Origin of the sequence: Helicobacter sp. MIT 01-3238 (assembly GCF_003364135.1) — a bacterium.
Lineage (GTDB): Bacteria > Campylobacterota > Campylobacteria > Campylobacterales > Helicobacteraceae > Helicobacter_B.
This window is the reverse complement of sequence record NZ_NXLN01000004.1, coordinates 18,016-41,234: the sequence shown is the minus strand read 5'-3', so window position 1 is coordinate 41,234 and position 23,219 is coordinate 18,016. Positions and strand designations below refer to the sequence as shown.

The 23,219-nt window shown below is 41.2% G+C and carries 16 protein-coding genes; 8 read left to right on the top strand and 8 right to left on the bottom strand.

What is annotated here, in order from left to right; all coding sequences use genetic code 11:
- Positions 1-2: 2 nt before the first annotated feature.
- The 3 genes from CQA40_RS02165 to CQA40_RS02155 all read right to left on the bottom strand — a co-directional run bounded on the left by CQA40_RS02165 (position 3) and on the right by CQA40_RS02155 (position 5,806).
- Positions 3-1,076: an iron ABC transporter permease gene (locus CQA40_RS02165; RefSeq protein ID WP_258864424.1), complete on the bottom strand. Its 1,074-nt coding sequence runs from the start codon at positions 1,074-1,076 to the stop codon at positions 3-5.
- 69 nt (positions 1,077-1,145) lie between these two features.
- A complete protein-coding gene (locus CQA40_RS02160) occupies positions 1,146-3,344 on the bottom strand; it encodes a TonB-dependent receptor (RefSeq protein WP_115519340.1) in 2,199 nt (732 codons plus the stop codon).
- 50 nt (positions 3,345-3,394) lie between these two features.
- A complete protein-coding gene (locus CQA40_RS02155) occupies positions 3,395-5,806 on the bottom strand; it encodes a TonB-dependent siderophore receptor (protein WP_115519339.1) in 2,412 nt (803 codons plus the stop codon).
- A gap of 305 nt (positions 5,807-6,111) precedes the next feature.
- On the opposite strand from CQA40_RS02155, the gene CQA40_RS02145 reads away from it, so the two are divergent.
- Both CQA40_RS02145 and CQA40_RS02140 read left to right on the top strand, forming a co-directional pair.
- The gene (locus CQA40_RS02145; protein WP_258864423.1) at positions 6,112-7,587 is read left to right on the top strand and encodes a hypothetical protein; all 1,476 of its coding nucleotides are present in this window, start codon (positions 6,112-6,114) and stop codon (positions 7,585-7,587) included.
- Positions 7,584-8,639, top strand: a complete 1,056-nt coding sequence (locus CQA40_RS02140) for an ABC transporter substrate-binding protein (protein ID WP_181882794.1) — start codon at positions 7,584-7,586, stop codon at positions 8,637-8,639. Before CQA40_RS02145 ends, CQA40_RS02140 begins: the two co-directional genes overlap by 4 nt.
- A 144-nt stretch (positions 8,640-8,783) precedes the next feature.
- Here CQA40_RS02140 and CQA40_RS02135 read toward each other — a convergent pair whose 3' ends face one another.
- From CQA40_RS02135 to CQA40_RS02115, 4 genes are all read right to left on the bottom strand, one after another.
- Positions 8,784-10,775, bottom strand: a complete 1,992-nt coding sequence (locus CQA40_RS02135; protein WP_115519336.1) for a methyl-accepting chemotaxis protein — start codon at positions 10,773-10,775, stop codon at positions 8,784-8,786.
- Positions 10,776-11,213: 438 nt separating this feature from the next.
- Positions 11,214-12,209: a septal ring lytic transglycosylase RlpA family protein gene (locus tag CQA40_RS11515; RefSeq protein WP_408941403.1), complete on the bottom strand. Its 996-nt coding sequence runs from the start codon at positions 12,207-12,209 to the stop codon at positions 11,214-11,216.
- Between the two features lie 225 nt (positions 12,210-12,434).
- Positions 12,435-14,003, bottom strand: coding sequence for a lytic transglycosylase domain-containing protein (locus tag CQA40_RS02120; RefSeq protein ID WP_181882793.1), 1,569 nt, complete (start codon positions 14,001-14,003; stop codon positions 12,435-12,437).
- 183 nt (positions 14,004-14,186) lie between these two features.
- Positions 14,187-14,993 carry a TatD family hydrolase gene (locus tag CQA40_RS02115; protein WP_115519332.1) on the bottom strand — a complete coding sequence of 269 codons (807 nt, stop codon included), beginning with the start codon at positions 14,991-14,993 and terminating at the stop codon, positions 14,187-14,189.
- 110 nt (positions 14,994-15,103) lie between these two features.
- Between CQA40_RS02115 and ribE the strand changes: the two genes are divergently transcribed.
- From ribE to hypE, 4 genes are all read left to right on the top strand, one after another.
- The gene (gene ribE, locus CQA40_RS02110) at positions 15,104-15,754 is read left to right on the top strand and encodes a riboflavin synthase (protein ID WP_115519331.1); all 651 of its coding nucleotides are present in this window, start codon (positions 15,104-15,106) and stop codon (positions 15,752-15,754) included.
- 19 nt (positions 15,755-15,773) lie between these two features.
- A complete protein-coding gene (locus CQA40_RS02105) occupies positions 15,774-16,121 on the top strand; it encodes an EscU/YscU/HrcU family type III secretion system export apparatus switch protein (RefSeq protein WP_115519330.1) in 348 nt (115 codons plus the stop codon).
- Positions 16,122-16,162: 41 nt separating this feature from the next.
- Positions 16,163-16,990 (top strand): C40 family peptidase, encoded by an 828-nt coding sequence (locus tag CQA40_RS02100; protein WP_115519329.1) that lies wholly within the window; start codon positions 16,163-16,165, stop codon positions 16,988-16,990.
- Positions 16,991-17,443: 453 nt separating this feature from the next.
- Complete coding sequence (gene hypE, locus CQA40_RS02095) at positions 17,444-18,523, top strand: hydrogenase expression/formation protein HypE (RefSeq protein ID WP_115519328.1); 1,080 nt, start codon at positions 17,444-17,446, stop codon at positions 18,521-18,523.
- Positions 18,524-18,799: 276 nt separating this feature from the next.
- On the opposite strand, the gene CQA40_RS02090 is transcribed toward hypE, so the two are convergent.
- Positions 18,800-20,773, bottom strand: a complete 1,974-nt coding sequence (locus tag CQA40_RS02090; protein WP_115519327.1) for a Na/Pi symporter — start codon at positions 20,771-20,773, stop codon at positions 18,800-18,802.
- Between the two features lie 395 nt (positions 20,774-21,168).
- Here CQA40_RS02090 and CQA40_RS11790 point away from each other — a divergent pair, with 395 nt between their 5' ends.
- Positions 21,169-21,336, top strand: a complete 168-nt coding sequence (locus CQA40_RS11790) for a hypothetical protein (protein ID WP_023927465.1) — start codon at positions 21,169-21,171, stop codon at positions 21,334-21,336.
- Positions 21,337-21,350: 14 nt separating this feature from the next.
- Positions 21,351-23,006 carry a disulfide bond formation protein B gene (locus CQA40_RS02085; RefSeq protein WP_115519326.1) on the top strand — a complete coding sequence of 552 codons (1,656 nt, stop codon included), beginning with the start codon at positions 21,351-21,353 and terminating at the stop codon, positions 23,004-23,006.
- Positions 23,007-23,219 lie beyond the last annotated feature (213 nt).

The following is a 23,219-nucleotide window of genomic DNA, read 5'->3' as shown; positions in this document are numbered from 1 at the left end:
AGTCATAGCCTTACTCCTCCTTTGTTTTTGTGCAATATATAGATAAAAAATGGCGCACCCACAATCGCACTCAAAATCGATATAGGAATCTCACTAGCACTAAGCGAGCGTGAGATAATATCTATGAGGGTTAAAAATCCAGCACCCAAAATCGCGCTTAAGCCCAAAACCCTAGAGTTTTCACTTCCCACAAGTAGCCGCGCAATATGTGGGATAAGTAGCCCTATCCAGCCTATCACGCCACACAGACACACACTCACGCTTACAATAATCGTGCAAGATAAAATCACACTTGCCCTCAAAGCATTTAGATTTACCCCTAGACTTTTTGCTTCTTCTTCGCTTAGGGCGAGTAGATTTAGCTTCCAGCGCAGGGCAAAAAGCACTACACAGCCCAAAGCCACTACGATAAGTCCAGCCCCTAGCTGTGCGCTCCACACGCGTGAGAGCGAGCCCAAAAGCCAATAAGTGATACTAGGTAGCGTATCTTGCGGGTCGGCTAGGTATTTCACAAGGCTTACTAGGCTAGAAAAAAGTGCAGATATGATAATCCCGCTTAGCACCATACTTACGCTACTTAGTGGGACAAAGCGCGAGTAGCTTACCGCTACCACAAGCACGAGAGACACTATCCCAAAGCAAAATCCAAACGCACACACGCCCACCATATTAAGCCCAAGCATAAGGGCTAGCACCGCGCCAAAGCTACTTGCATTTGTTACGCCCAAAATATCAGGTGTGGCTAGAGGATTTCTAAAAAGACTTTGAAACGCGCAACCACACATACTTAGCCCAGCACCCACGATAAGTGCTAACAGCACGCGAGGGGCGCGAAAATCTAGCAAAATAACTTGTTGTAAATACTCTTGCTGTGATTGTGCGCTATGAGTGTTACTAAGCGTGTCAAAAAGCATAGAGACAACCTCGCTAAAAGCGATAGGATAGCGTCCGCTTGATAATGCTAAGAGTGCTATGCACACCATAGCAATGATAGCTAGCGTGTAAGCAAGTGCGGTTTTTGTGGATTTTGGGTAAGTGTGTGTTGTGTGGGTGTTGTTTGTTGATTTTGCTTTCATTGTGGGTTTTCCTTTAGTCGTTTTATTTATTGCTACATAAATCGCATACATAAAGACACAAGCGATGAGTTAGTATTTCCACACATATTTTAGTGTGAAGTTTCGCGCAGGTTCTACTAGAGGATTTGTGATAGAGTATGGTGCGTTTATTTCCTCAAACACTACGGGATTTCGCCCTATGGTGTTAAAGAGATTTGACACGCCAAAGATTAGCTCCATATCTTTCATATAGGATTTGAAAGCCCCTAGCTTCACTCCAGCGTAAATATCACTCATCATATAGCCCTTACTCCTGCGCTCTTGTGTGTTGTCTATGCGCCATTTATCCGCATAAAATCTCTGCACTATTCCCAAATACACTCTATCAAAGTTAAACTTCACACTTATATTTCCATAAAGTGGCGCGATATAGGCTATCGGCTTATGATTGCTTATATCCATTCCATAATTATACGCAAGCACATAGCCTAGCTCTATCATAGAATCCAAAAAGCTATGCCTGCCCTCTAGCTCCGCCCCAGCGATATATGCCTTGCCTATGTTTTGATATTTTCTAGCATTTGTGTTTAAAATACTATCATAGTAAGTCGCTCCAAGTGCGATTTTGTCGTGATAGTAGGTAAAAAACCCTACAAGTGAAGCGTAGTGATTGTCCGTATGCACGCGAAATCCTAGCTCTGCGGTTTGTGAGTATTCAGGATGCAGTGTTGGGTTTATCATTGTTGGGGGAGTGCCAGCAGAGACAGAGTAGCGATAGCTATATGAGTCTTTGAAGTTGTGGCTTAGATTGATGACATTGCTAATGTAGTCTGTGATAAACCACACACTTCCTAGAGAGCCTGTGATAGCTCCGCTGTGTAGTATGTCATTATCATCAAGTTGCTTTGTTAGCGCGGCTTGAGTTCCATTACTTGCATTAGAATTTTCGCTAGACATTCTCTCTTTGCCAACGGTGGATAAAAAATAATCCCCTCTAATCGCACCTGATAAAATCCACCTATCAAACACTTTCCAATCATCTTTGAGAAATAGCGCAAAGTCTGTGTTTGTGCTAGGGCGAGCATCGATATTTACACTACCTGTGGCGTTTGTGCCATTTCCATTGTGAAAAATCTGCCTTGTGCCTCTAGGATTTATCGCGCTTACTATCTCCCCACCATATCCCAAAGAGTGCTTGCCAGCCGTGCTATCAAAGATGATTTTAAATCCTGCTATGTTGTTATTATAAACTTGCTGTTGGATATTTGTTCTGCTTGTGCCATAAGTGGAGTTTGAGCGGTAGTTCCAAATGTCTGTGTCCCAATGCCGAATATATGTGTATATATCCATAGAGTTGGCAAAAGATAGATTTTTTTTAAGCGCACCTAGTCGTAGGTAGTATTCTCTAAGCGGAATCTCACTTACATAGATTCCATAAGAACTGCCCGGTGCCGCACTAACTCCAGCTCCACCACCTGCGCGGTGAGATTCTATGCTTGAGTAGCGTCCTTGCGCATAGTAGCGAGTGTTGCTTTTTGTCGTGTAGCCGACATTAAAGTCCAAATTAAACGCATTGTAGTTGGAGTTTTTTGTTTTTAGGTATTTGCCACCCTCTTGGATAGGCGTTAGATAATCCCCACCGATTCTACCACTAGCACCCACTAGCAAATCCCATCCACCTCCACCGCCCAAAATCTCCGCCCTCCCAGCTACGCCGTTATTTACACTTTGGTATTCTAGTGAGCGAAGTCTCGCTGTGGCTTTGAAGTCTTTCCCACCAAGATTGTAGTTGCTTTTTCTAGAGCGAAAATTGATTAGCCCATTTATGCCGTAGTTGCCATATAGTGAGCCAGCCGAGCCGCGAATCACCTCGATAGAATCAAATTGACTTACATCAAGCACATTAAAATCTAGCGTGCTTCGTCCCGTGAAAGGCACACCATCTATCATTATGAGTGTGTAGCCGTTATTGGAGTTTTGCCCGCGCACGCTTATTTGTCCATTTACTCCACCGCTTCGTGAGTAAAGCACGCTAGGCACACTCTCTAGTGCAGCTTGTGCGCCACCTAGTGAGATTTTCTCTAGCAAGGTGTCTTTTGAGACGATAGATATTTGCCTACTTTGTAGCTCTAGTGGTAAGCTACTTAAGCCTATTTGCGCACCTTTGTTTGCGCTTACAGTTACGCGCTCTAGCTCGTGGGTTTCTACATTTTGGGATTCTAGCGCGTATAGTTGGGCATATATTTGGGATAGTAGCGTTGCAGAGATTGCTAGTGTTTTTGCTTTCATTATTTTTTCCTTAAATTTTTTATTTTGCTATATAAATCACAAGCGATGAGCTAGTATTTCCACACATATTTTAGTGTGAAGTTTCGTGCGGGTTCTACTAGAGGGTTTGTTACGCTAAGTGGATAGAGTGCGTTTACCGCTCCTACCGTTACGGGATTTCGCCCTATGGTGTTAAAGAGATTTGACACGCCAAAGATTAGCTCCATATCTTTCATATAAGATTTAAATGCACCTAACTTTAGCCCTGCGTAAATATCTGTCATTGCATAAGATTTTGTCCTATATTCTGTCGCTCCAGCCACGCGATTTTTGCCACCATAAAACCTCTCAACTAGCACGAAATATACTTTATCAAAGTCAAACTTCACGGTTAGATTTCCATAAAGTGGGGCTAGATAAGCGATAGGCTTTTTTTGTGTCAAGTCTTCTCCATAGTTGTAGCTTAATGTGTAAGTTAGCAAGACTTTAGAGCTAGCAAAGCTATGCCTGCCCTCTAGCTCCGCACCAGCGATAAACGCTCGCCCGATATTTTCATAGCGATTGCGTCCGTCTTGAAACAAGATTCCCAAAACCATATCTTGATAGTTTGTATAAAATCCTATAATTGAAGCGAAGTGATTTTCGCTAGTAAATCGAAATCCAAATTCTGCGGTTTGGGAGTATTCGGGCTTTATTTTTGGATTGGCAATCGTAGGCGTGGTAGAAGCTGATGGCGTAGAGCTAAGCCTAGAAGAAGCCCCCGGGTCTTGGAAATTGTGAGAGACATTGATGACATTGCTAATGTAGTCTGTGATAAACCACACACTTCCTATCGAGCCTGTGAGCGCACCTGTGTGAATGAGTGGATTTGCATCTAGCACTTCCGCGCTTTCTTTTGCACCATTCATATTATTGGCAACTTGTTTGTTTTCTATATCACTGCGCTTTTTAGAAATAGTCGTTAGCACATAGTCCCCTCTAATCGCACCTGATAAAATCCAATTATCAAACACTTTCCAGTCATCTTTTACAAATAGCGCGAAATCCGTGTTTGTATTTGGACGAATAGTAGTGCAGCTAGCCGCCCCGCATTCGCCTTGCGCGGTAGTCAAAAAGTTTTGTCTATAAGGAGTTAGATTTATGCTACTTAAAATCTCTGCACCATAGCTAAAGTAGTTGTTTTTGTATCGCGTGTCAAATGAGATTCTACCTCCTAGATATTGATTGGCATATACTTCTTGGTGGATAAAGAGATTTTGCGCTGTGTTACCATTGCCATTTACTAGCGTGCGTCTATCATTCCAAAGGTCTGTATCCCAATAGCGATAATACACATAAGCATCCATAGAATCCGCGTATTTTAGGTTTTTGGCACTTACCCCAAGCCTTAGGTAATACTCCGCCATAGGATTTTCTCTAAAATACACTCCATAGTCTGCGCCCGGTGCTGCTGCTAGCCCACCTGCGCGTGAAGTCTCTATGTGTGAGTAGCGTCCTTGTGCGTAAAATCTCGTGCTATTTTTTGTGGTGTAGCCGACATTAAAGTCCGCATTATAAGTGGTGTAGTAAGAATTTTTTGCTTTCAAAAACTTGCCGTCTTTTTGGATAGGCGTTAGATAATCCCCTCCATTTCTAGCACTTACCCCCACTAGCAAATCCCAGCCACCTCCACCACCCAAAATCTCTGCCCTCCCAGCTACGCCGTTATTTACACTTTGGTATTCTAGTGAGCGAAGTCTCGCTGTGGCTTTGAAAGATTCCCCACCAAGATTGTAGTTGCTTCTCCTAGAGCGGAAGTTTATCACGCCATTCATCGCATCGCTTCCCCATAGTGCGCTAGCCGCACCGCGAATCACTTCGATAGACTCAAATTGACTTACATCAAGCACATTAAATTCTAGTAGGCTTCGCCCTGCAAATCGCACGCCATCTATCATCACCACAGACCTTTGCGAAGTGGAGTTTTGCCCGCGCACGCTTATTTGCCCATTTACTCCACCGCTTCGCGAGTAAAGCACGCTAGGCACGCTCTCTAGCGCGGCTTGTGCGCCACCTAGCGAGATTTTCTCTAGTAAAGAGTCTTTTGAGATGATAGAAATCTGCTTACTTTGTAGTTCTAGCGGTAGTTCGCTTTGGCTTACTTGCGCAGTTACAGAGACTTTTTCTAGTTGCCTTGTTTCAGAGATTTCGCCTTGATAGCTTGGAGTGGTATCAGCTGCGTGCTCTAGATTTTGGCTAGAATCGCTAGATTTTCCAAATTCACTAGGGTTGTTAGATTCACTAGAATCGCTAGAATCTACTTTTGTTGCGCTTGGTGTTGCACTTGGCTCGCTTGTGGTAGTAGCAGTGGTGGTGCTTTGGCTTGTATCTACTTCATTTGACAAAGCAGGTTCTGCATTTAGCAGATTCACACCTATGACACTCGCACTTATGATACTTGCACTTATGGCACTTGAAATCGTTGAAAGGGATAAAGGCTTCATTTTTTAGCTCCTAAAGAATTTTGATGATTTTGGTAGCAAAAATAGTGAAAATTGTTACCAATCAGCGCAATCATAATCAAAAAAAAAAAAAAACAACTTAATTTTGCAAATTTTTATCAAAATTTTGGTAGTGTTGTAACGAGATTACACAAAAATATCATTCATTCTTATTTTATGCGCTTTTCTAAGACTTATAATAGTGCATATTTTGAGAAAAATGCGTTATTTTTTGTGTAATCCTCAAGCACTTTTTATTTTTGGCTAAATCCTAGTCAAAAAGCACAAAATCACAAAAAGGAGAAACAATGAGTGTGCAAAACTGCTGCGTAGCGAGTGAAGAGAGCATAAGCCAAAATCTAGCAACAAGGCTTAAAGAAGCATATAGCCATAGCGAGATTACGCGCTATGGTAAGGTAGCTTATATCGATTCTTATGGTTACGAAAAGGACGGAATCTATGAGCATTTTTTGTATAAAAACGCGCTGGAATTTGTGGATTTATACAGCGATTTTGGTGGGCTGGATTTGAGCAAATACTGCGCTATGGTGCTAGGAATGAGTATCGATGAGGTAGCACTATGGAAGCATAGAGAGAAGCTATATGAGTTTTTGGACAATGGCGGGATTGTGATAAGTTTTTGCCACAACTATACAAAAATCCTCCCAAATAATGCAGGCTACATAAAAAGCCCTGTGGAAATACGAGATAGAGAAATAAAGCTAGTAGGACATAGCCTCACAAATGGCATACGCGAATACGACATAAACTATCGGCGAGGTGTCAAAGGCTTTTTTAATCGCGGGTATTTTGAGCTAGGAGATAAGCAAAAAGATTGCGAAGTGTTTTTGCGCGATAGTGAGGGCAAAGTAGTAGGCTACATAGATAGAATCTCTACGCGTGGCGTGATAGTAAGCACTGCAGGGGCGGATTTGCTGACATTTGGCGTGTTTGAAAACAATAGTGCTAGAAGACTTGGGCTAAATCTTTTTAAATGGCTTGCATACGAGCTAAAGCAAAGAGAATCCAAAAAATCTACCATAGCAAAAAATCTAGCACGCACAAACCAAAATACAGAGAATCAAAGCGGGCTTTTTCACTTTGATTGCGACATAATCGCTAGCCAAACTCCGCAAAATCCACTGCGCAAAAATCCAAAGCTAAAAAACGCTATCATCACAGGTGGTGCAAGCTATGAGCGCAACTTTTTCTACAACAAAGATGCAAAATACGCACACTTTTTTGACAAGCGAATCTACCACAAGCAAGCCAAAGATACGGATTTTAGCGAGTTTGATTATATCGTCATCGCTTCTAGGGCAAATCCGCGATTTTTGTTGCCTTGCAAGGATAAGTTTTTGGACTTTCTAAAAAATGGTGGGAGTATTGTGAGTTTTGGCGAGATTACGCAGGATTATTTGCCAAATATCGCGTGGAAAGAATACAGCGTGAATTTTTGGTGGTGGCTTAGCGAGGGCGCGGATATGCCATTTGTGGTGTGCGAGGGTGGCAAAAGCCTTTTTGAAAAAATGTCGCTTTTCACTGCCAAATGGCACTATCACGGAGCGTTTTATCCACCAAAAGATTGTATAAATATTTTGCAAAACGAGCTAGGAGAGGCAATCATCTACAAAGACATAAGTTTCAAAGGTGGGCTATATGTAACCTCGCTTGACCCAGATTTTCATCTAGGGCAGGGCTTTATGCCAAAGACAGAGCCGTTTTTTGATAACTTTATGGAATGGATAGAAAACGACATTCTAAAGCACAAGGAGGCAAAATGAAAAAGCTAATATTTCTTGCACTCACGCTTGCTAGCGTGCTTTATGGTGCTACATTTCCACTGCAGCTAGTCGATGATGAGGGGCAAAAAGTGATAATCCACAAAGAACCACAGCGCATAGCTATCTCTGGGCTTTGGCCTATGCCATCAGTGATAATGATGCTTTCAAATAGTGCTGATAAAATCATATATATGCCACAAGCATCAAAAAACGCTTTGCTACATTCATTTATGGTAGAGATTTTCCCTCGCATTTCCCAAATCCCCGCAGGCAATAGCGAAAATATCGAGGAGCTACTAAGCTACAAACCTGATGTGTTTATCTGCCATAGTGCAAACAAATCCGTGTGCGCGTCTATGCGCCAAAGTGGCGTGCCTACTATTGCTATAAGCGTGAGTGCGTGGAAATATGATTCTTATAAAACTTTGCAAGGGTGGTTTAGGCTTATCGCGCCACTGTTAGATAGAGAGCAAAAAGCACAGCAAATCTTACAAGAAGTGCTTAAGCAAGAAAATCTAGCAAAACAAAGTAATGAGATTTTGCCAAAGGCGATTTTTATCCACACCTATGCAAGCGATGAGAAGCTCACTATCGCAGGGATTTTTAGCAAGTATTTGCTTAAATCTAGTGGTGGGGTAGCTATGCTAGAATCCAATGCAAACACTTCCTTAGAGGAAATCTACAAGCTAAATCCAGATATTATTTATATAAACAATTTTACTCCGCTTTTGCCAGAGCAGATTTTGCGCTCTAAGCGGTGGCAGGGAATTGCAGCAGTGAAAAATAAGCGCGTGTATAAGCTACCTTTGGGAAGCTATCGTCCATTTGCTCCAAGTGTGGATTTGCCCGTGCTTTTGGCGTGGCTAAGAGCGCATAATGAAGAGTTTGTAAAATCTAGTGGCGATAAAAAAGGCGCGATAAGGGGAGTGATAAAAGATGAATACAAACAATACGCAAAGCAATACTACAAAGAAATGTTTGGACTTAAGCTAGATGAGGTGCAGCTAGAAAAAATCTTTGCCCCCTCAAGCAAAGCAGGGAATCTGCAATAATTTTGCTAGCATTGTGAGGGGGTTTGTGCGTATCTATGCTTCACATTTTTTACAAAATCCCCTTTACAAAATCCTTTTGCAAAATTCCACTGCATCATAGCAAAGCCACAAAATTCCCTAGCGTAATTTTGATTAAAATCTATATTAGAATTTCTTTTTATCCACATCTGCTAGGATTTCTTTTGCTACGCTATTTACGCGCTTTGTTATGTCATCTGTCGCCATTGCTACGGACATATTTTCTTGCGTTACTGTGTTTAGCTCTCCTATTGCCTCATTGATTTGCTCTAAACCGATAGTTTGCTCTCTCATAGATTCACTCATTTCACTTACAGATTGCACGAGGATATTTACATTTGCTTCGATTTCGCTAAGCGAATGCGTAGTGCGCTCGGCTAGCTTCCTCACTTCATCAGCGACAACGGCGAATCCTCTGCCGTGCTCCCCAGCTCTAGCTGCCTCAATAGCGGCATTTAGCGCAAGTAGATTTGTCTGCTCGGCTATGTCTTTGATGACATTTACGATATTGCAAATATCCTCTGCTTGCTTAGAGCATTGCTGTGTCCTTTCATTTACTTGCTGCATAGAAGCGTTTATTTGCTCAACTGCTGCGCTTGATTGCTCTATCGCACTAGCTTGAGTTTGGGAGCATTGCGTTAGTTTTTGCATCGATTGCTCTAAGTCTTTGCAGTGCTGTGCCAAATCTTTTGCAAAGTGCGAGCTAGAATTTAGCATTTCTTTTATAACTTGCCCCAAAGTGTTTGTAACGACTTCTACCTTGCCCTTTGCATTTGCCACTTCGGTAGTAAAATCTAGGCTCGTATACGCGCTAAAAACCCTAGCGATTTCATTGGTATCGCTACCGATTTTATCTTGGAGCGAATCTAGCATTTTATTTAGCACATTTTTTAGCTCGATTAGTTGAGGATTGGCTGGGTTTTGGGTGATTCTAGCCGTTAGATTGCCTTCTTCGATTTGTTTTGCCGTGTCGGCGGATTGTAGTATTGCCTCCTCATCTTGGGTTAGGTTTTTCTTTGTGTGCTCAATATTTTCATTGATAGCTTTGCTAATGGTGCTAAACTCATCATTGCCTTTTAGCGGGATAGGATTTGGCGGGTGTTTTGTTTTGTGATTGAGATACGCAAAGAAAGCATTTAGTCCATTTTGCATAATGCTTAGCGGTTTAAACAAATAATGAATGCAAGCTAGCAATGCCACACCACCTAGCACAAGCAACAATATTGCTAACCCCATAGAAGTCAAAAAACTCTGATGAATCACCTCTACGAAGTCCGATTCATTTGCTTCTGTGGCGATTACCCAGCCTGAAGGCATTTGATGATAAAACACTACTTTTTTATTGCCACCAAATGTCGTTTCAAATCTGCCCTGCGGGTTTGTCTTGCTTTGTGCTAAAATCTGCGCTCCTAGCTCGTTAAACTCGACTTGATTTTCTGCATTTAAATCCTTATGCACAAATACACTGCCTTTGGAATCCACTAGCAAAACTTCAAGGCTAGGCAATTCTCTAAGGTGCATTCTGTCAAACCGCTCTTGGAATGTAGAGGGAATCACATTTGCACCAATCACACCTATGAATTTATCATTTTTAAATATTGGCATAGCGGTGGTGGCAACTACTATGTTTTCATAACCAGAGGCTTTGCTAATGTAAGGGTCAGAGACTACAAATTTTTTGGTAGATTTTGCTAGCTGATACCATTCTCTTTGGCGAAAGTCAAAGCTATTGCCATCATCGCCGTTTTTTAGCTCGGATTCGGTGGTTTTGGCAGTTACCGAGATTAGTTTGCCATCATTTTCATAGATGACAAATACAAGCGGAGAGGCGACTACACGAGCGAGATTTAGTAGCACCCTGCGTTGCAGTAAATAATCCTCTCTATCCACTAATGAGATTCGCTTTGCTAGTCCGTTTAGCTGATTTGTAGCGGAGGAATTCATCGTAATGTCTATGGTAAGATATGCCGAGTTTAGGGCTAGTTTTTGCAATCCCTCATAAACTTCAATCGTTTCAGCCGAAGTTTGCTTGTAGTTTGCAAAGGTAGAAATCCCAAGCACCACAACAAAAATGCCAATGCTAATGCCTATAATTTTAGAAGCGACACTTTTAAACATAAAAACCCCTTTATATGCGAAATCAAAATGCCTTTACAAACACCTTATTTGCGTAAGTTTTTGCGCAAATTTGTGCAAAAAGGTGGGAAAGACAAGGGGAATCCTACAAAAAAAAAAAAAAAACGAAAAAATAACTACAAGATTTTATTTTCATATTTTTATTGCGCGTTTTTTTAGATTTTATTTAGTGGAATTTGGAGGGGATTTTAGTAATGGTGTTGTTTGTGTGTGGGTAGGCAATGAGCTAGTGGCAATGAATTAGAAATGAATAGAATTGAGAGTTTCTCGCTTTAGGTGGCATTTACAAAGTAGTGCAAAGTAGCGCAAATGAGAGGAGAGAAGCAGTGGGCAAAGATAGTTGCCACATATTTTATGAAATCAAATATAGCGCAGTTTTGTTTAGCAGAGAATTTAATTTATAGAAAAATACAAGTCTTTTTACTCGCGCACGATGATAGGAGTCAGGCCATTTGATTTAGCAAAATCTTGCGCTTCAGCTTCGCTACTAAAACCTTGCACAAACACGCGGTATAAGTCATTATCCTCTTTTATAAATACATTATATTCTTTTGCAATGTCATCAAACTTTTTCTTTGTGGCTTGCGCACCATCTTTTAGTTTAAACACGCCAACTTGCAGCGAGAAAACCCCTCCCGCGACAGCTTCTTTTGTCTCGCCTACTTCAAATTCATCTTGGATAGCTTCATTGGATACATTGAGGGAGTTTTGGTAGTTTTTATCCACCTTGCCACCAAACCCTATCACTTCTAGTCGCACTTTTGCCGTGCCTTTTGTAACCATATCTATATCTTTTGCCGCGACATTTGACAAATCAATGATACGTCCCTCTACAAATGGTCCTCTGTCATTTATGCGCACAATGGTGGTTTTGCCATTTTCTTTGTTTAGCACTTTGACTATGGTATTCATAGGGAGTGTCTTGCTTGCTGCGGTGTGAGCGTGCATATTGTAGGTTTCGCCATTGGAGGTTTTTTTGGCGTGGAAGTTTGGTCCATACCAGCTTGCTATGCCATCAAATGTTTCGCCGATTTTGACTTGCGTGGGGTAATACCACTTGCCCGCGATTTGATATGGTCTCATCGTGGCTCTCTGTATGGCTTGGGACTCTCTCATACCATACATAAGCGAAGCCCCACCACCGCTAAAAGAATCAATAGGGGCGTTGCTAGCAGTGAAATTTTGCTCAAAGGATTTTCCAAAGCTAGTGTTTTTTTCTCGATTTGAAAAGGTTTTGCCAAATGCTTTTTCAAATCGCTCGTTTTCAAATACTTGGTTTGCAAAATGCTGTGCTTTGCCCACAGAGCGATAGCTTGATAAGGCTTCATAGTCTTTAAACGCTCCTAATCCACCGCGATACACGCTTTCATTTGCGCAAGCTGTCAAGCATATAGCCAAAAATCCAAGAACAACGATGAAGTTTGTATAATGAATGATTTTGGATAGTTTGTTTAGTTTGCGTGTGGTTGGTTTGTAGCAAAGAGGTTTGTATAAAAAAGAGCTGTGATAAAAGAATCCGCGTGAAAAAAATTTAGACAAAGAAGCAAACAAAGAGAGGAAATGCAAGACAAAAAGAGAATCTATGCAATTTGCATACTTGGTTTTTCTAAATCGCATAGATTCTTATCATATAGATTTTGTTTATTTTTGCGCGATTTTGCCACTAGAAGCAAGCGGGACAAGTAGCTTTTGATTGGCTACTATTCTAGGTTTTTCGCTTAGGTTGTTGGTGGATTTGAGTGTGGCTACTGTTATGCCGTATCGCTTTGCTATGCTTGCTAGATTTTCGCCTTTTTTGACTCTATGAAACATAAACTCCGCAATTTTTGCATTGTCTTGGTCGAAGTTTTGCTTAAAATATGCAAGTCTATCATAGGGAATATACACAGAGTATTCTTGTTGATTTGGTGGTAGGAAGTGATAGATTATGTGGCGATTGTATTTTTTTATGTCATCTATATCCATACCCGCACCTGCTGCGATAGATTCTAGCATTGTCCCGCCCTTTACTTGCACTTCGGCTAGAGTATCCATAGCTCCGCGATTTAGCAGGTATTCTCTATCGGCATCACGCATTTTTTGTAGATTGCCAAAAGCTAGAGACATACTCAAAATCGTGCGGATATAGTTGCGCGTTTCGGCAGGTAGGTATTTTGCTCTCTCATCAAGCAATACATTCAAGTCCTTTGTCCCAGCTTTTGCTATGGCTCTATTTAGCCGTCCTAGCCCGCAGTTATACGCCATTGCCGCTAGATACCACTCTCCTGTGGCTTGGTAGAGGTATTGGAGGTAGCGTATAGCCGCTTTTGTGCTTTTTATCGGGTCGCGCCTTTCATCGACATAATCATTGATGATAAGCCCCATATCTCGCGCTGTAAAGCTCATAAACTGCCAAATCCCACTTGCTTTTTTGCGACTATATGCTTTTGATGAGAAGCCAGATTCTGCCATTGCGAGAAACAAAAACTCTTGTGGGATTCCACCTTGCGCTATCATAGAGCGGATAATAGGGATAAACTCATAGCTTGAGTCAAACTGCTGGACAAATCTCGCCCATCTCTTATCATCGCTTTGGGAGTGCAAAATCGTATTTGTCTTTAGGCTCGCCAAAAATTCCTCACTCACACCAAACGAATTTAGCGTAGAGATGCTTTTGTTATCAGGATTGAAGCCACCATTTGTGCTCAAAAATCGCTCACTTTGCATAGCTCGCGCAGAAATGGGGGCTTGGATGGGCTGCATACTAAATGTAGCTGTGCTTTGCGTGCTACTGCCTGCAGGGCTACTAGAGCTATCCATAGAAGTAGCAGATTGGGTAGTAGTTGGTTGAGAAGTGATAGCTGTGGTAGCTTGAGTAGAATTTGGTTGATTTGAGTTGGCTTGTGCGTTTGGATTTTGGTTAGGATTTTGTGAGGTTGTAGCAGAATCTAGCGCGTTAGATTCTACACTTTGACTTGTAGCTGTGTCATTTAGCGTGTCATTTTGGATAGTGGAGTTTGTGCCACTATTTGGGTCGATACCGAAGTTTATAAAGCTAGTCATATCAGCACCACTAGAATCTAGCAGCAGATTTTGACTAGAGTCTAGCACCCCGCTACTTAGCGCATTGCTAGACATATCAAGCGTGCTACTAGCATTTAGCACACTCACACTTGTTACCCCTGCCACACTAGCCAAAATCCCTTTTAGTAAAAGTTTTGAAATTTCCACCGATTTTCTCCTCATACAAAATTTGCAAACATTGCGAAAAAATATCCCAAAAACCTAAAAAACACCAAACAAAGCACGCAAACATTATCGCAAGCACACCGCAATCGTAACAATCACAATGCGAAAAATCACGCGACAAAGCCCAAAAATAAATCTAGCATTATAGTAAACTTTTGTTTCTTTTTAGTTAAATTTAAATAAATTTTGTGCATTTTGTGTCGTTATGCTCGCTATTTCCTCCACGCTAACCCCCAAAATCTCCCCAACACGCGTAGCTATAAGCGGTATATATTCAGGGCTATTGCGCTCTCCACGATGGGGGTGGGGCGTGAGATATGGCGCATCTGTCTCCAGCAGCAAGCGATTTTTGGGGATAAGTGGCAGGACTTCAAGCAGACGCCTAGCGTTTTTAAAAGTAGCCACGCCACCGATTCCATAATAAAATCTATCACTTAAATCTAGCAAGATTCTATCAGCATTGTAGCAGTGCAAAACCCCTCGTGCTTGCTTATAAGAGGAGAGAATCTCATAAGCATCATTGCTTGCTTCACGGATATGCACGATGAGGGGCAAATCTTTGCTTATCGCTAGCTCTATTTGCTCGGCAAAGAGAGCTTTTTGCGCGTTTTTTATCGCTTCTATTTCTTGGTGTCTTTTTTCTTTATCACAATCCTCTTGTGAAACCTTTGGCAGATAATAATAATCTAGCCCGCACTCCCCGATAGCTTTGCATTTTGGGCTATCGACAAAGCGGCTAAGGCTTGTCCTAAATTGTGCTTCCTCATCAATATCACAAGGGTGCAATCCACAAGCAAAATACACATTTTTATCGCTATCGCTTATTTCTTTTGCTCTATCCAAAGTGCGAGGACTTGCCGCAGGGATAAGAATCTCCTCCACCCCCAAATTCCTCGTGCGCTTTAGCACGGTATCTAAATCCCCCTCATATCTTTCATCGTCCAAATGACAATGCGTATCAACAAAGTGCATTTTTATCCTTTAGTGTTTTAAATAATAAAAAATCTCTAAAATTTGTTAGAATTCTAGCAAAAATCGTGCTTCATAATATAAATCAAAATAAAAAAAGGATTTTGCCAGCAATGTTTAGCGGACTTGTGCGAGAGATAGGACATATAAAAAGTTTTAAAAACGACATTTTGCGCGTGCAATGTACTCACAAAGCCCAAATCGGCGATTCTATCGCTATAAATGGAATGTGCCTAACGGTCATAGAAGTACATAATGACGGATTTTCGCTAGAGATTTCTAAGCATTCACAAAGCCTAGTCGCACTTGAGAATTATCAAGGGGCTGTGCATATCGAGCCTGCTTTGAGGGCTGATTCTAGGCTTGATGGGCATTTTGTGCAAGGGCATATCGATAGTGTAGGTGTGATAAAATCTATCACGCCACGAGAGAATGCCACGCGCTTTGCAATCGCTATCCCAAAAGAGAAAATCCAAATGATTATCCCGCAAGGCTCGGTATGTGTAGATGGCATAAGCCTAACTATCGCAAGTATAGACGAAGCAAATAAAGACAATGATAAAGAAGCGATTTTTATGCTTAGCATTATCCCTCACACTTTGCAAAACACACTTTTTTGCACCTATCAGGTCGGCAGGCGCGTAAATATCGAAACTGATATGATTGTGCGCTCTATTGTCCATATACTAAAAACTCGCGATAGCACTCAAGCCAAAAATACTTGCTCGTGGAGTGAGCTAGATTCTATCGCATTGCGATACTAGATGATAAACAAGGCAGATAATGCAAAAACCCCCAAAACTTCAAAATCCAAAATTTCTCAAAAATCTAAAAAATTTGCCACAAATCAAAGCCGCAGCCCTCGCTTATGATGACAAAGCTGACATCGCACCAAAAGTCCTAGCAAGTGGCAAAGGCGAGATAGCAAAAAAGATTATCCAAAAGGCTAGGGAGTTTGATATTCCACTTTTTGCAAATGAGGAGCTAGTAAATATGCTACTAAAAGTAGAGATTGATGAGTGTATCCCTGTGGAGCTATATAGTGCGGTGGTTGAGGCGTTTGTATGGCTACACAATATCGAGCAGAAATCTCAAATGAGCCAAAATCAGCCACAAAATCACTCAAAGTAAATTTAGTCCCAAAATCAAACTAAAGATAAAAAGATGAAAAAATGAGATTTTATAAAAGATTTTATAGCATTTTTTATAAGAGAAGTTTTTGCTTGCGTGCATTACTACTTGGTGTGCGTGTCTATGCCTCCCAAGTGCGAGCTAGCGCAAGCACATATATTGGCATAAGTAGCATAAGTGTATGTGCGCTCTTGCTAAGTGGGTGTGCGTTTTTGGATTTTAACAAATCTGCAAGGCTAAGTGGCTATCAGCAAACAAGGCAAAATCTTTTTGCCACTTCAAGCACGACAAAATCTAGCACAAAATCTCAACAAACCCCACAGCAAGCCAAAGATTTTACTCAAAGCATACAGAGCGAACAGAGCGCACAAAGTGCGCAAAATCTAAATTCGCAAAGTCTAGATTCTCAAAGTGAGGATTTTGCGACTATTTTGACTTCGCCTCACTCCGCGCTTTTTGATGGGGCATCTGAAAATGAAATCCTCTCCAAACTATATCAGCAGCAAAAAAGCTGGGAAAAAACTCCCTATCGTTCGGGCGGGATAAAGCGCGAAGGTGCAGATTGTAGCGGATTTGTTATGGTGGTGTTTGATGAGAGTTTCTCACTCAAACTCCCTAGAATCACGCTAAATCAAATGGCGCAGGGCGAAAAAATCGGTGGCAGGCACACGCCCACAAAAAATCTTCAGCCCGCAGATTTGCTATTTTTTCGCACGGGTAGGGGGGCGCACGGCTATCACGTAGGGATTTATCTCCAAAATGGCGACTTTATGCACTTATCGACAAAAGGTGGGGCAAAAATTGTGAATATCTCAAATAAGTATTGGAAAAATAGGCTTAGAAAAGTCGTGCGCTACGAGATTCCATAGATTTTTAAGGCATTGTGAATAAATCTATATTTTTGTGAATAAGTCCAAAACAAAACGCATAAATTTTTAAATTTTACTTGTTTTTGTTTGCAATCCATTTCTTTTAAGCATTTTGCTAAAAATTGAGTTTTTTAGATTTTGGTTATTTTTAGCACAAGCAATGATATTTCTTATCTGTTGTGGGTTTTGTCAAAAGTCAAAATCTTTAGAGGTAGTCAAAATCTTTGAATGCGAAGCAAGATAGAGTAAAGTAAAAAGCAAATAAAAAAGCCAAGCAAAAAAATAAAGCAAAAAACAAAGTAAAAAAATAAAATATGGAAACAAACAAAATAACCCAAAAATAAATCCAAAATAAATCATTGTTTTTGCTTGTTTTTAGTAAAATCTAGCGATTCTAAAACATAAAAATAAAAAAAGCAAAATCTAAAAACAAAACTTTTTCAAGGAGAATCTATGCAAAAAAAGCACACACAATACCCCCACACGACTATCCCTCTTGCCGCAGGTAGCGGTGGGGCAGCTAGCGATGAGCTGATAAGGGAGATATTTTTGCCACATTTGGGGAGGTTTTTTGTAAGTGAGGGGGAGGATGCGGGCGTGTTTAGTGCGGGAGATAGTGCCAAAGATTTTGCCATAAGCACGGATAGCTTTGTGATTTCCCCGATATTTTTCAATGGTGGCGACATAGGCAAGCTAAGCATTTGTGGGAGTAGCAATGATGTGGCGATGATGGGGGCAAAGCCAGAATTTATCACGCTTGGATTTATGATAGAGGAGGGGCTAGGGCAAGATGAGCTAGAAAAAATCATCAAAAGTATTGCGTGTGAGGTGGAGCGCACAGACTTAAAAATCCTAAGTGCAGATACCAAAGTCCTGCCCAAAGGCTCGATAGATAAGCTGTTTATAAACACTACTTGCATAGGAAAGGTGCTAAAGAGTGGCATTTCTAGTAAGGCATTGCAAAAGGGGGATAAAATCATTCTCTCTGCACCCATAGGAGCGCACGGGGCGAGTATATTTGCAAGCAGAGAGGGGATAGGACTTCACTCAAATCTACAAAGTGATTGCGCTCAACTCTATGAGATGCTAGAGCCACTTTTTGGTGGTGACTTTGAGATACACGCGATGAGAGACGCTACTAGAGGTGGGCTTTCAGCCGTGCTAAATGAATGGGCAAACGCCTCAAAAGCACAAATAGAGATAGATGAGGAGTGCATATACATAGATGAGGAAGTGCGCGGAGTGTGTGAGATACTAGGGCTTGAAGCATATATGCTAGCAAACGAGGGAGTGTGCGCTCTAAGTGTAGAGCCAAGCCAAGCTAGTGAAATCTGTGAGATTTTGCGCTCCCATCCACTTGGCAGATATGCCTCTATCATCGGCGAAGTAACCGAAGTGAGTAGCACGCATAAGGCTAGCTCAAACCAAAATCTAGCAAAAGATACAAAAGCACGCGTGGTGCTAAAAAACAAATGGGGTTCAAAGCGGTTTATGGAGTATCCGCAAGGCGAGCTATTGCCTAGAATCTGCTAGATTTTATCTGCCATTTTATATATTTTTATAATATTTTAGATTCTTGGCAAAAACTAAGCAAATGCAACTTTACGACATTTTTTACAAAAAGAGCCAATAGATAAAAAAGCAAAAAGACAAAAATAGCAGGGCAAAATCATTATCTGCCACATAAAATCCCCTCCCAAATCCCAAAAATCATAAAATTACTAAAGAATCATCAAAGCCATATACGCGAAATATGCAAAAACCCCCCTCTTTTTATCGTCCCCCTCCTAAATCCACCAAAAACTAAATCTATTTTTTGACTACTTTTTCTGCACTCTTTTTTGTGGTGGGAGTGCTTTTTTTGCCCTCTCTTGTGCTAGGAGATTTTTTGGTGTTTTTTGTCTCTTTAGAATCTTTTTGCGCTTTTGGATTTTTTGCGCTTGATTCTTTTTGTTTGCTTAGCAAAGCCTCTCGCTTCTTTTTGCTTTTTTTGCCTATGTAGGTGTTTTTGGATAGTCCATAGATATGGTTTATCGCACCTATAAGCTCTTTTGCTACATTGTTGATGAAAGATAAGTCATTTAGCAGAGATGTCCCCTCTGCCGCGCTTACTGCTTTGCGATTGATTAGGGCTTCGACAATGTCAAACGCCTCTCTATCTTGGAGTTTAAAGAATTTCTTTTGCTCCTTTAGTAGCTTTTTGGCATCTTTTCTGTCGTCTTTGGGGGCTTTTTTGATATGCTCTATCATACGAAGTAGCTTACCCAAATCAAGCCTCATATCATCGTATTCTTTTTTAAGCGCGGCATTGCTTCCTGTGGAATATTTTTTCATATTATCCTCTAGCAAGCCTATATTTTTGGTGGCTTCAGCGATTTTGCGTGAGGCGATTTGTATGGATACGATTCGCTCAATATGCTCTCTATTGGTGGTAAAAACCTGCAACTTTGTGGAGAAATCCATAATCGCATTAAAGAGGGTTTTTATCTGTGTGTTATACAGCTCTGCTATGTCTATGTCAGCTTTTAGCAAGTCTTTTTTCTTTATGAGGCTAGAAAACGCCGCACTTGAAGAAATATCCTCTCTATGAAATCCAATAGCCCTAGAAATAATCATATAGGCATTGTCATATAGGTGCTTGACTTCGTTGTTTAGCGCACCCATAGCAGTGTCGGGATAGGATAGCAAAATCTCGCTGATAAAAAGCGGAGTAGACACAGTCTGTGTTTTGGTGTCGCTTTTTAGGGCTTTGTTTAAGAAATTTGCCATAGCGGGGATAAAGCCGATAAGTAGCACCACACCAAACACATTAAACAGCGTGTGGAAAAGTGCCAAGCGCAGTAGGCAAGAATTGCCCTCTTCTAGTGTTTTGGCAAATCCAAAAGTATCGCCTAAGAAGTTGTTTAAGTCTAAAAAATAAGGGAAAAATACCGCGACAATAAGCACGGTTGTGAAGTTAAACATACAATTTGCTATGGCAAGTCTTCGTCCATTCACATTTGCGCTTAGGGAAGCTACAAGCGCGGTTACTACGCCACCTACGCTTGTGCCAAGCACTGCACTAAGTGCTGCTGTGTAGCTGATTTGTTGCTCCAAAAACGCTGTGATGATGATAGCAAGCGTGGCGTGGGAGCTTTGGATAATTGAAGTAATGAGTGCGCCCAAAAGCAAAAATCCAAATACTTCTTTGTAGCCATCAAGTTTGTATTGGGATAAATCCATAACCCCGTGAAAACTCTCAAAACCAGCCTTTATATAAAACACACCCAAAAAGAAAAATCCAAGCCCTGCAAGCACCTTGCCTATGCCTTTGTATGTCTTAGATGCTTGGAAATTAAATAGTAGTCCACCTACGATTAGGGGTAGCGCAAGTGCGGAAATATTTATCGATGAAGCACCTACAATCAGCCAAGAGCCAGCGGTATTTCCTAGATTTGCTCCAAACATAACGCCAATACCTTGCGTAAGCCCGATGAGTGAAGCACTCACAAAAGAAATCGCAAGCACAGATACGAGGCTAGAGCTTTGCATAATAGTCGTAGCAAGTGTCCCAAAGATAATGCTTTTTATGGAATTTTTGGTGTATTTTGCTAGCACTCTCTCCAAAAACCCACCAGAGAATGCGCGGAATCCCTCACCCAAAAATAGCATACCAAATAGCAAAATCGCTACCCCTGCACAAAGTTTGCCCACTTGCTCATTTACCGCTAGTGCGTATATCACAAGTATGACAATCACTGCGAAATAATACTGCTTTATTACCCCTTGAAATCGTGCCAACATTTTCTTTACCGCCTTTTTGCGCAAACTTTAGAGTGCGCTAGATTTTGTGAATGCCTTGCATTATATCGCCTTTTATGTAAAATATTTCTAACAAAATACACACTAAAGTGCGGTATATGCAAAAATATTGTAAAAGTTGTAAAGAAATTGTAAAGATTATGGATATATATTGCAAAGATAATTGAATATTTTTATCGTTTTTTGTTTAATTTTGTTTTTTTAGATTTTGTTTTGCTATACTGAAAGGGTATTTGGCTAGGCATATTCATTCAACTTCAATATCAACTTTCTAACTATGCTGATTTAGGTTGGCTGATTTGTGACCGTGGCTGATTTGAGGGTATGTCGGGTTTGTGTCAAGTCAAATACAAAATCTTATTCCTTAAGGAGTTTGTATGGAATTCTTAGAGTATCTCTTAGCATTCATTGCGGTTTTACTGATTTGGTTCAAGCCGCAAAAAGAAAGGTTGGCGTTTGGCATCATCGCTGGTGTGATTGCCTTTGATGTAGTGTTGTGGTTGGTAGCAAGTGCTTCTACTTGGATACCAAATCTTACACTTTAGTATAGGAGGTTGTGATGAAAGAATTGTTTGACAAACTTCTCACAGAGAAGAATTTCAATATCGTAATGACAACCGCCGTGCTAATCATTTTGGTTGTTCCTGTTGGTATGGCAAACCTCTATCTAGGCTTTGTCAAAGGAGAATCTCCTTGCTTGCTTTGCGGACACGAGCGACTTGGTATGATTATCGTTGGGATTTTGGGGCTATTTATGGTGCGCTATGGCGTGAAAATCAAGTATATGGTAGCAGTGTTTCTCACAGGCTTTTGGTTCTTGTATGAGGGCTTGCGTCATGTCGGTATCAGCGGGCAGGGCGATATAGGACAGGGCTTTGGCGAGGCAATGTTTGGCTTGCATACTTATACTTGGGCTTTTGTGGTGTATTGGGCTGTGATTTTGGCTATGGCTGTGATGATGCTCTTTATCCGCAAAGACAATCTGCTTGGCAAAGAGCTTCTAGATTCTGAAATCAAAATCAAAGAATTTAGTCAATACGGCAAAGCTGTGTTTGTGCTTTCTGCATTTATCGTATTTACCAATGTCGTGCAGTTTTTCATCACCAATGGACCACCTCCATTTGGCGGTAGAGGCGCACCTGCGGCTACACGATTTACTTGGGATATTTCTTTAGCTTCTAAGTTTTGGGACCCCGTGCATTGGCACGAAAACTTTAGACCGGGCAAGTGGAGTTTGCTAGGGTTTAATCAAGGACCTAAGCCGTGGATTGCAGGGGCAAACGAGAATGAGGACGCAAATTACCCAATCGATACCAATCCTAGCAATTCGCCGATTTTAAGCCAAAATCAAACTCCGCTTTCGCTCATAGCTACCAAAGAAATAGGCATCGAGCTTAAAAACTACGCGGGTAGCAAGACTTATGCAGGTGGTTTGGCGTATGACAAAGCAAACAACCAATTTGCCCTCATCGGCACAGGTGCTTCTGTGTATTTCACTGATAGCAACTTCGCAGAGAGCAAAGAGTTTGCTACTATCGACCAACCAAATGGACAAGACATTCCTATCACTGTTGATGCGACATTTTTCGCACCGGGCAAAGTCGTAGCCACTGCGTATAACAAAGCGATTTGGGGCGTGGAGCGCGTAGATAGCCTAGATGAGACTGATAAGTTCATTCAGTGGGAGTTTTTGCCTCAAGTAGAGGGCAATCTTTTGCCAGCGTTTGGTAAGAAAAACGAGGCACTCTATAAAAATACCAAAGGACAAAGACTTTCTTTGCGCACTACAAGGGCTAAGAAAAACTATGTTTTAAGTCTTGCTAAAGACCCAGATTCAAGGTATTTTTATATGCTAACCGTAGCTGCTAAAAAAGCTCCAAATGTCATCTTGCTAAAATTTGATACCAAAGACAATCAAATCAGCGAGGAGACAATCCTAGAGTTTGGCAAAGGCTTATCACTAAAAGAGGGCGCGAAAGTCAATAACTTCTACATTACAGGTGCGGACATTGCAGATGGCAAAATGCTAGCCATTTCTAAAAACTACAACGCACTACTTGTAATCGACCTCGCCTCTAAGGCTATAACTGATGCTTACACACTGCCAAATATCGGCGATATAAGCGACATAGCTATCAAGGGCGATGAGCTCTATATCCTCACACGCGAGGGCGGAGCAGACAAAGTCGCAGTGGTGAGAAATCCCATAAAATAACGCTAAAATCGCTTGAAAATAGCACTTGCAAAAAGCATTTGTGGTGTTGCTTTTTCACTACAAATCTTTGCAAGGGCTTTTTAAGAGATTTATAGCATTTAGGGATTTTAGCTAGATTCTTTGACTTGGCAAGATTTTGCTTAATTTTGCTTGGCAGAGAATCTAGCTTTTTGCATCTTTGCAATGTTTGTTTTTGTTTCTTTTTTATCTTTT

Excerpts from the sequence above, each read along its gene's own strand:
- CQA40_RS02165 (WP_258864424.1), bottom strand. The coding sequence starts at position 1,076 with ATGAAAGCAAAATCAACAAACAACACCCACACAACACACACTTACCCA.
- CQA40_RS02160 (WP_115519340.1), bottom strand. The coding sequence starts at position 3,344 with ATGAAAGCAAAAACACTAGCAATCTCTGCAACGCTACTATCCCAAATA.
- CQA40_RS02155 (WP_115519339.1), bottom strand. The coding sequence starts at position 5,806 with ATGAAGCCTTTATCCCTTTCAACGATTTCAAGTGCCATAAGTGCAAGT.
- CQA40_RS02145 (WP_258864423.1), top strand. The coding sequence starts at position 6,112 with ATGAGTGTGCAAAACTGCTGCGTAGCGAGTGAAGAGAGCATAAGCCAA.
- CQA40_RS02140 (WP_181882794.1), top strand. The coding sequence starts at position 7,584 with ATGAAAAAGCTAATATTTCTTGCACTCACGCTTGCTAGCGTGCTTTAT.
- CQA40_RS02135 (WP_115519336.1), bottom strand. The coding sequence starts at position 10,775 with ATGTTTAAAAGTGTCGCTTCTAAAATTATAGGCATTAGCATTGGCATT.
- CQA40_RS02115 (WP_115519332.1), bottom strand. The coding sequence starts at position 14,993 with ATGCACTTTGTTGATACGCATTGTCATTTGGACGATGAAAGATATGAG.
- ribE (WP_115519331.1), top strand. The coding sequence starts at position 15,104 with ATGTTTAGCGGACTTGTGCGAGAGATAGGACATATAAAAAGTTTTAAA.
- CQA40_RS02105 (WP_115519330.1), top strand. The coding sequence starts at position 15,774 with ATGCAAAAACCCCCAAAACTTCAAAATCCAAAATTTCTCAAAAATCTA.
- CQA40_RS02100 (WP_115519329.1), top strand. The coding sequence starts at position 16,163 with ATGAGATTTTATAAAAGATTTTATAGCATTTTTTATAAGAGAAGTTTT.
- hypE (WP_115519328.1), top strand. The coding sequence starts at position 17,444 with ATGCAAAAAAAGCACACACAATACCCCCACACGACTATCCCTCTTGCC.
- CQA40_RS02090 (WP_115519327.1), bottom strand. The coding sequence starts at position 20,773 with ATGTTGGCACGATTTCAAGGGGTAATAAAGCAGTATTATTTCGCAGTG.
- CQA40_RS11790 (WP_023927465.1), top strand. The coding sequence starts at position 21,169 with ATGGAATTCTTAGAGTATCTCTTAGCATTCATTGCGGTTTTACTGATT.
- CQA40_RS02085 (WP_115519326.1), top strand. The coding sequence starts at position 21,351 with ATGAAAGAATTGTTTGACAAACTTCTCACAGAGAAGAATTTCAATATC.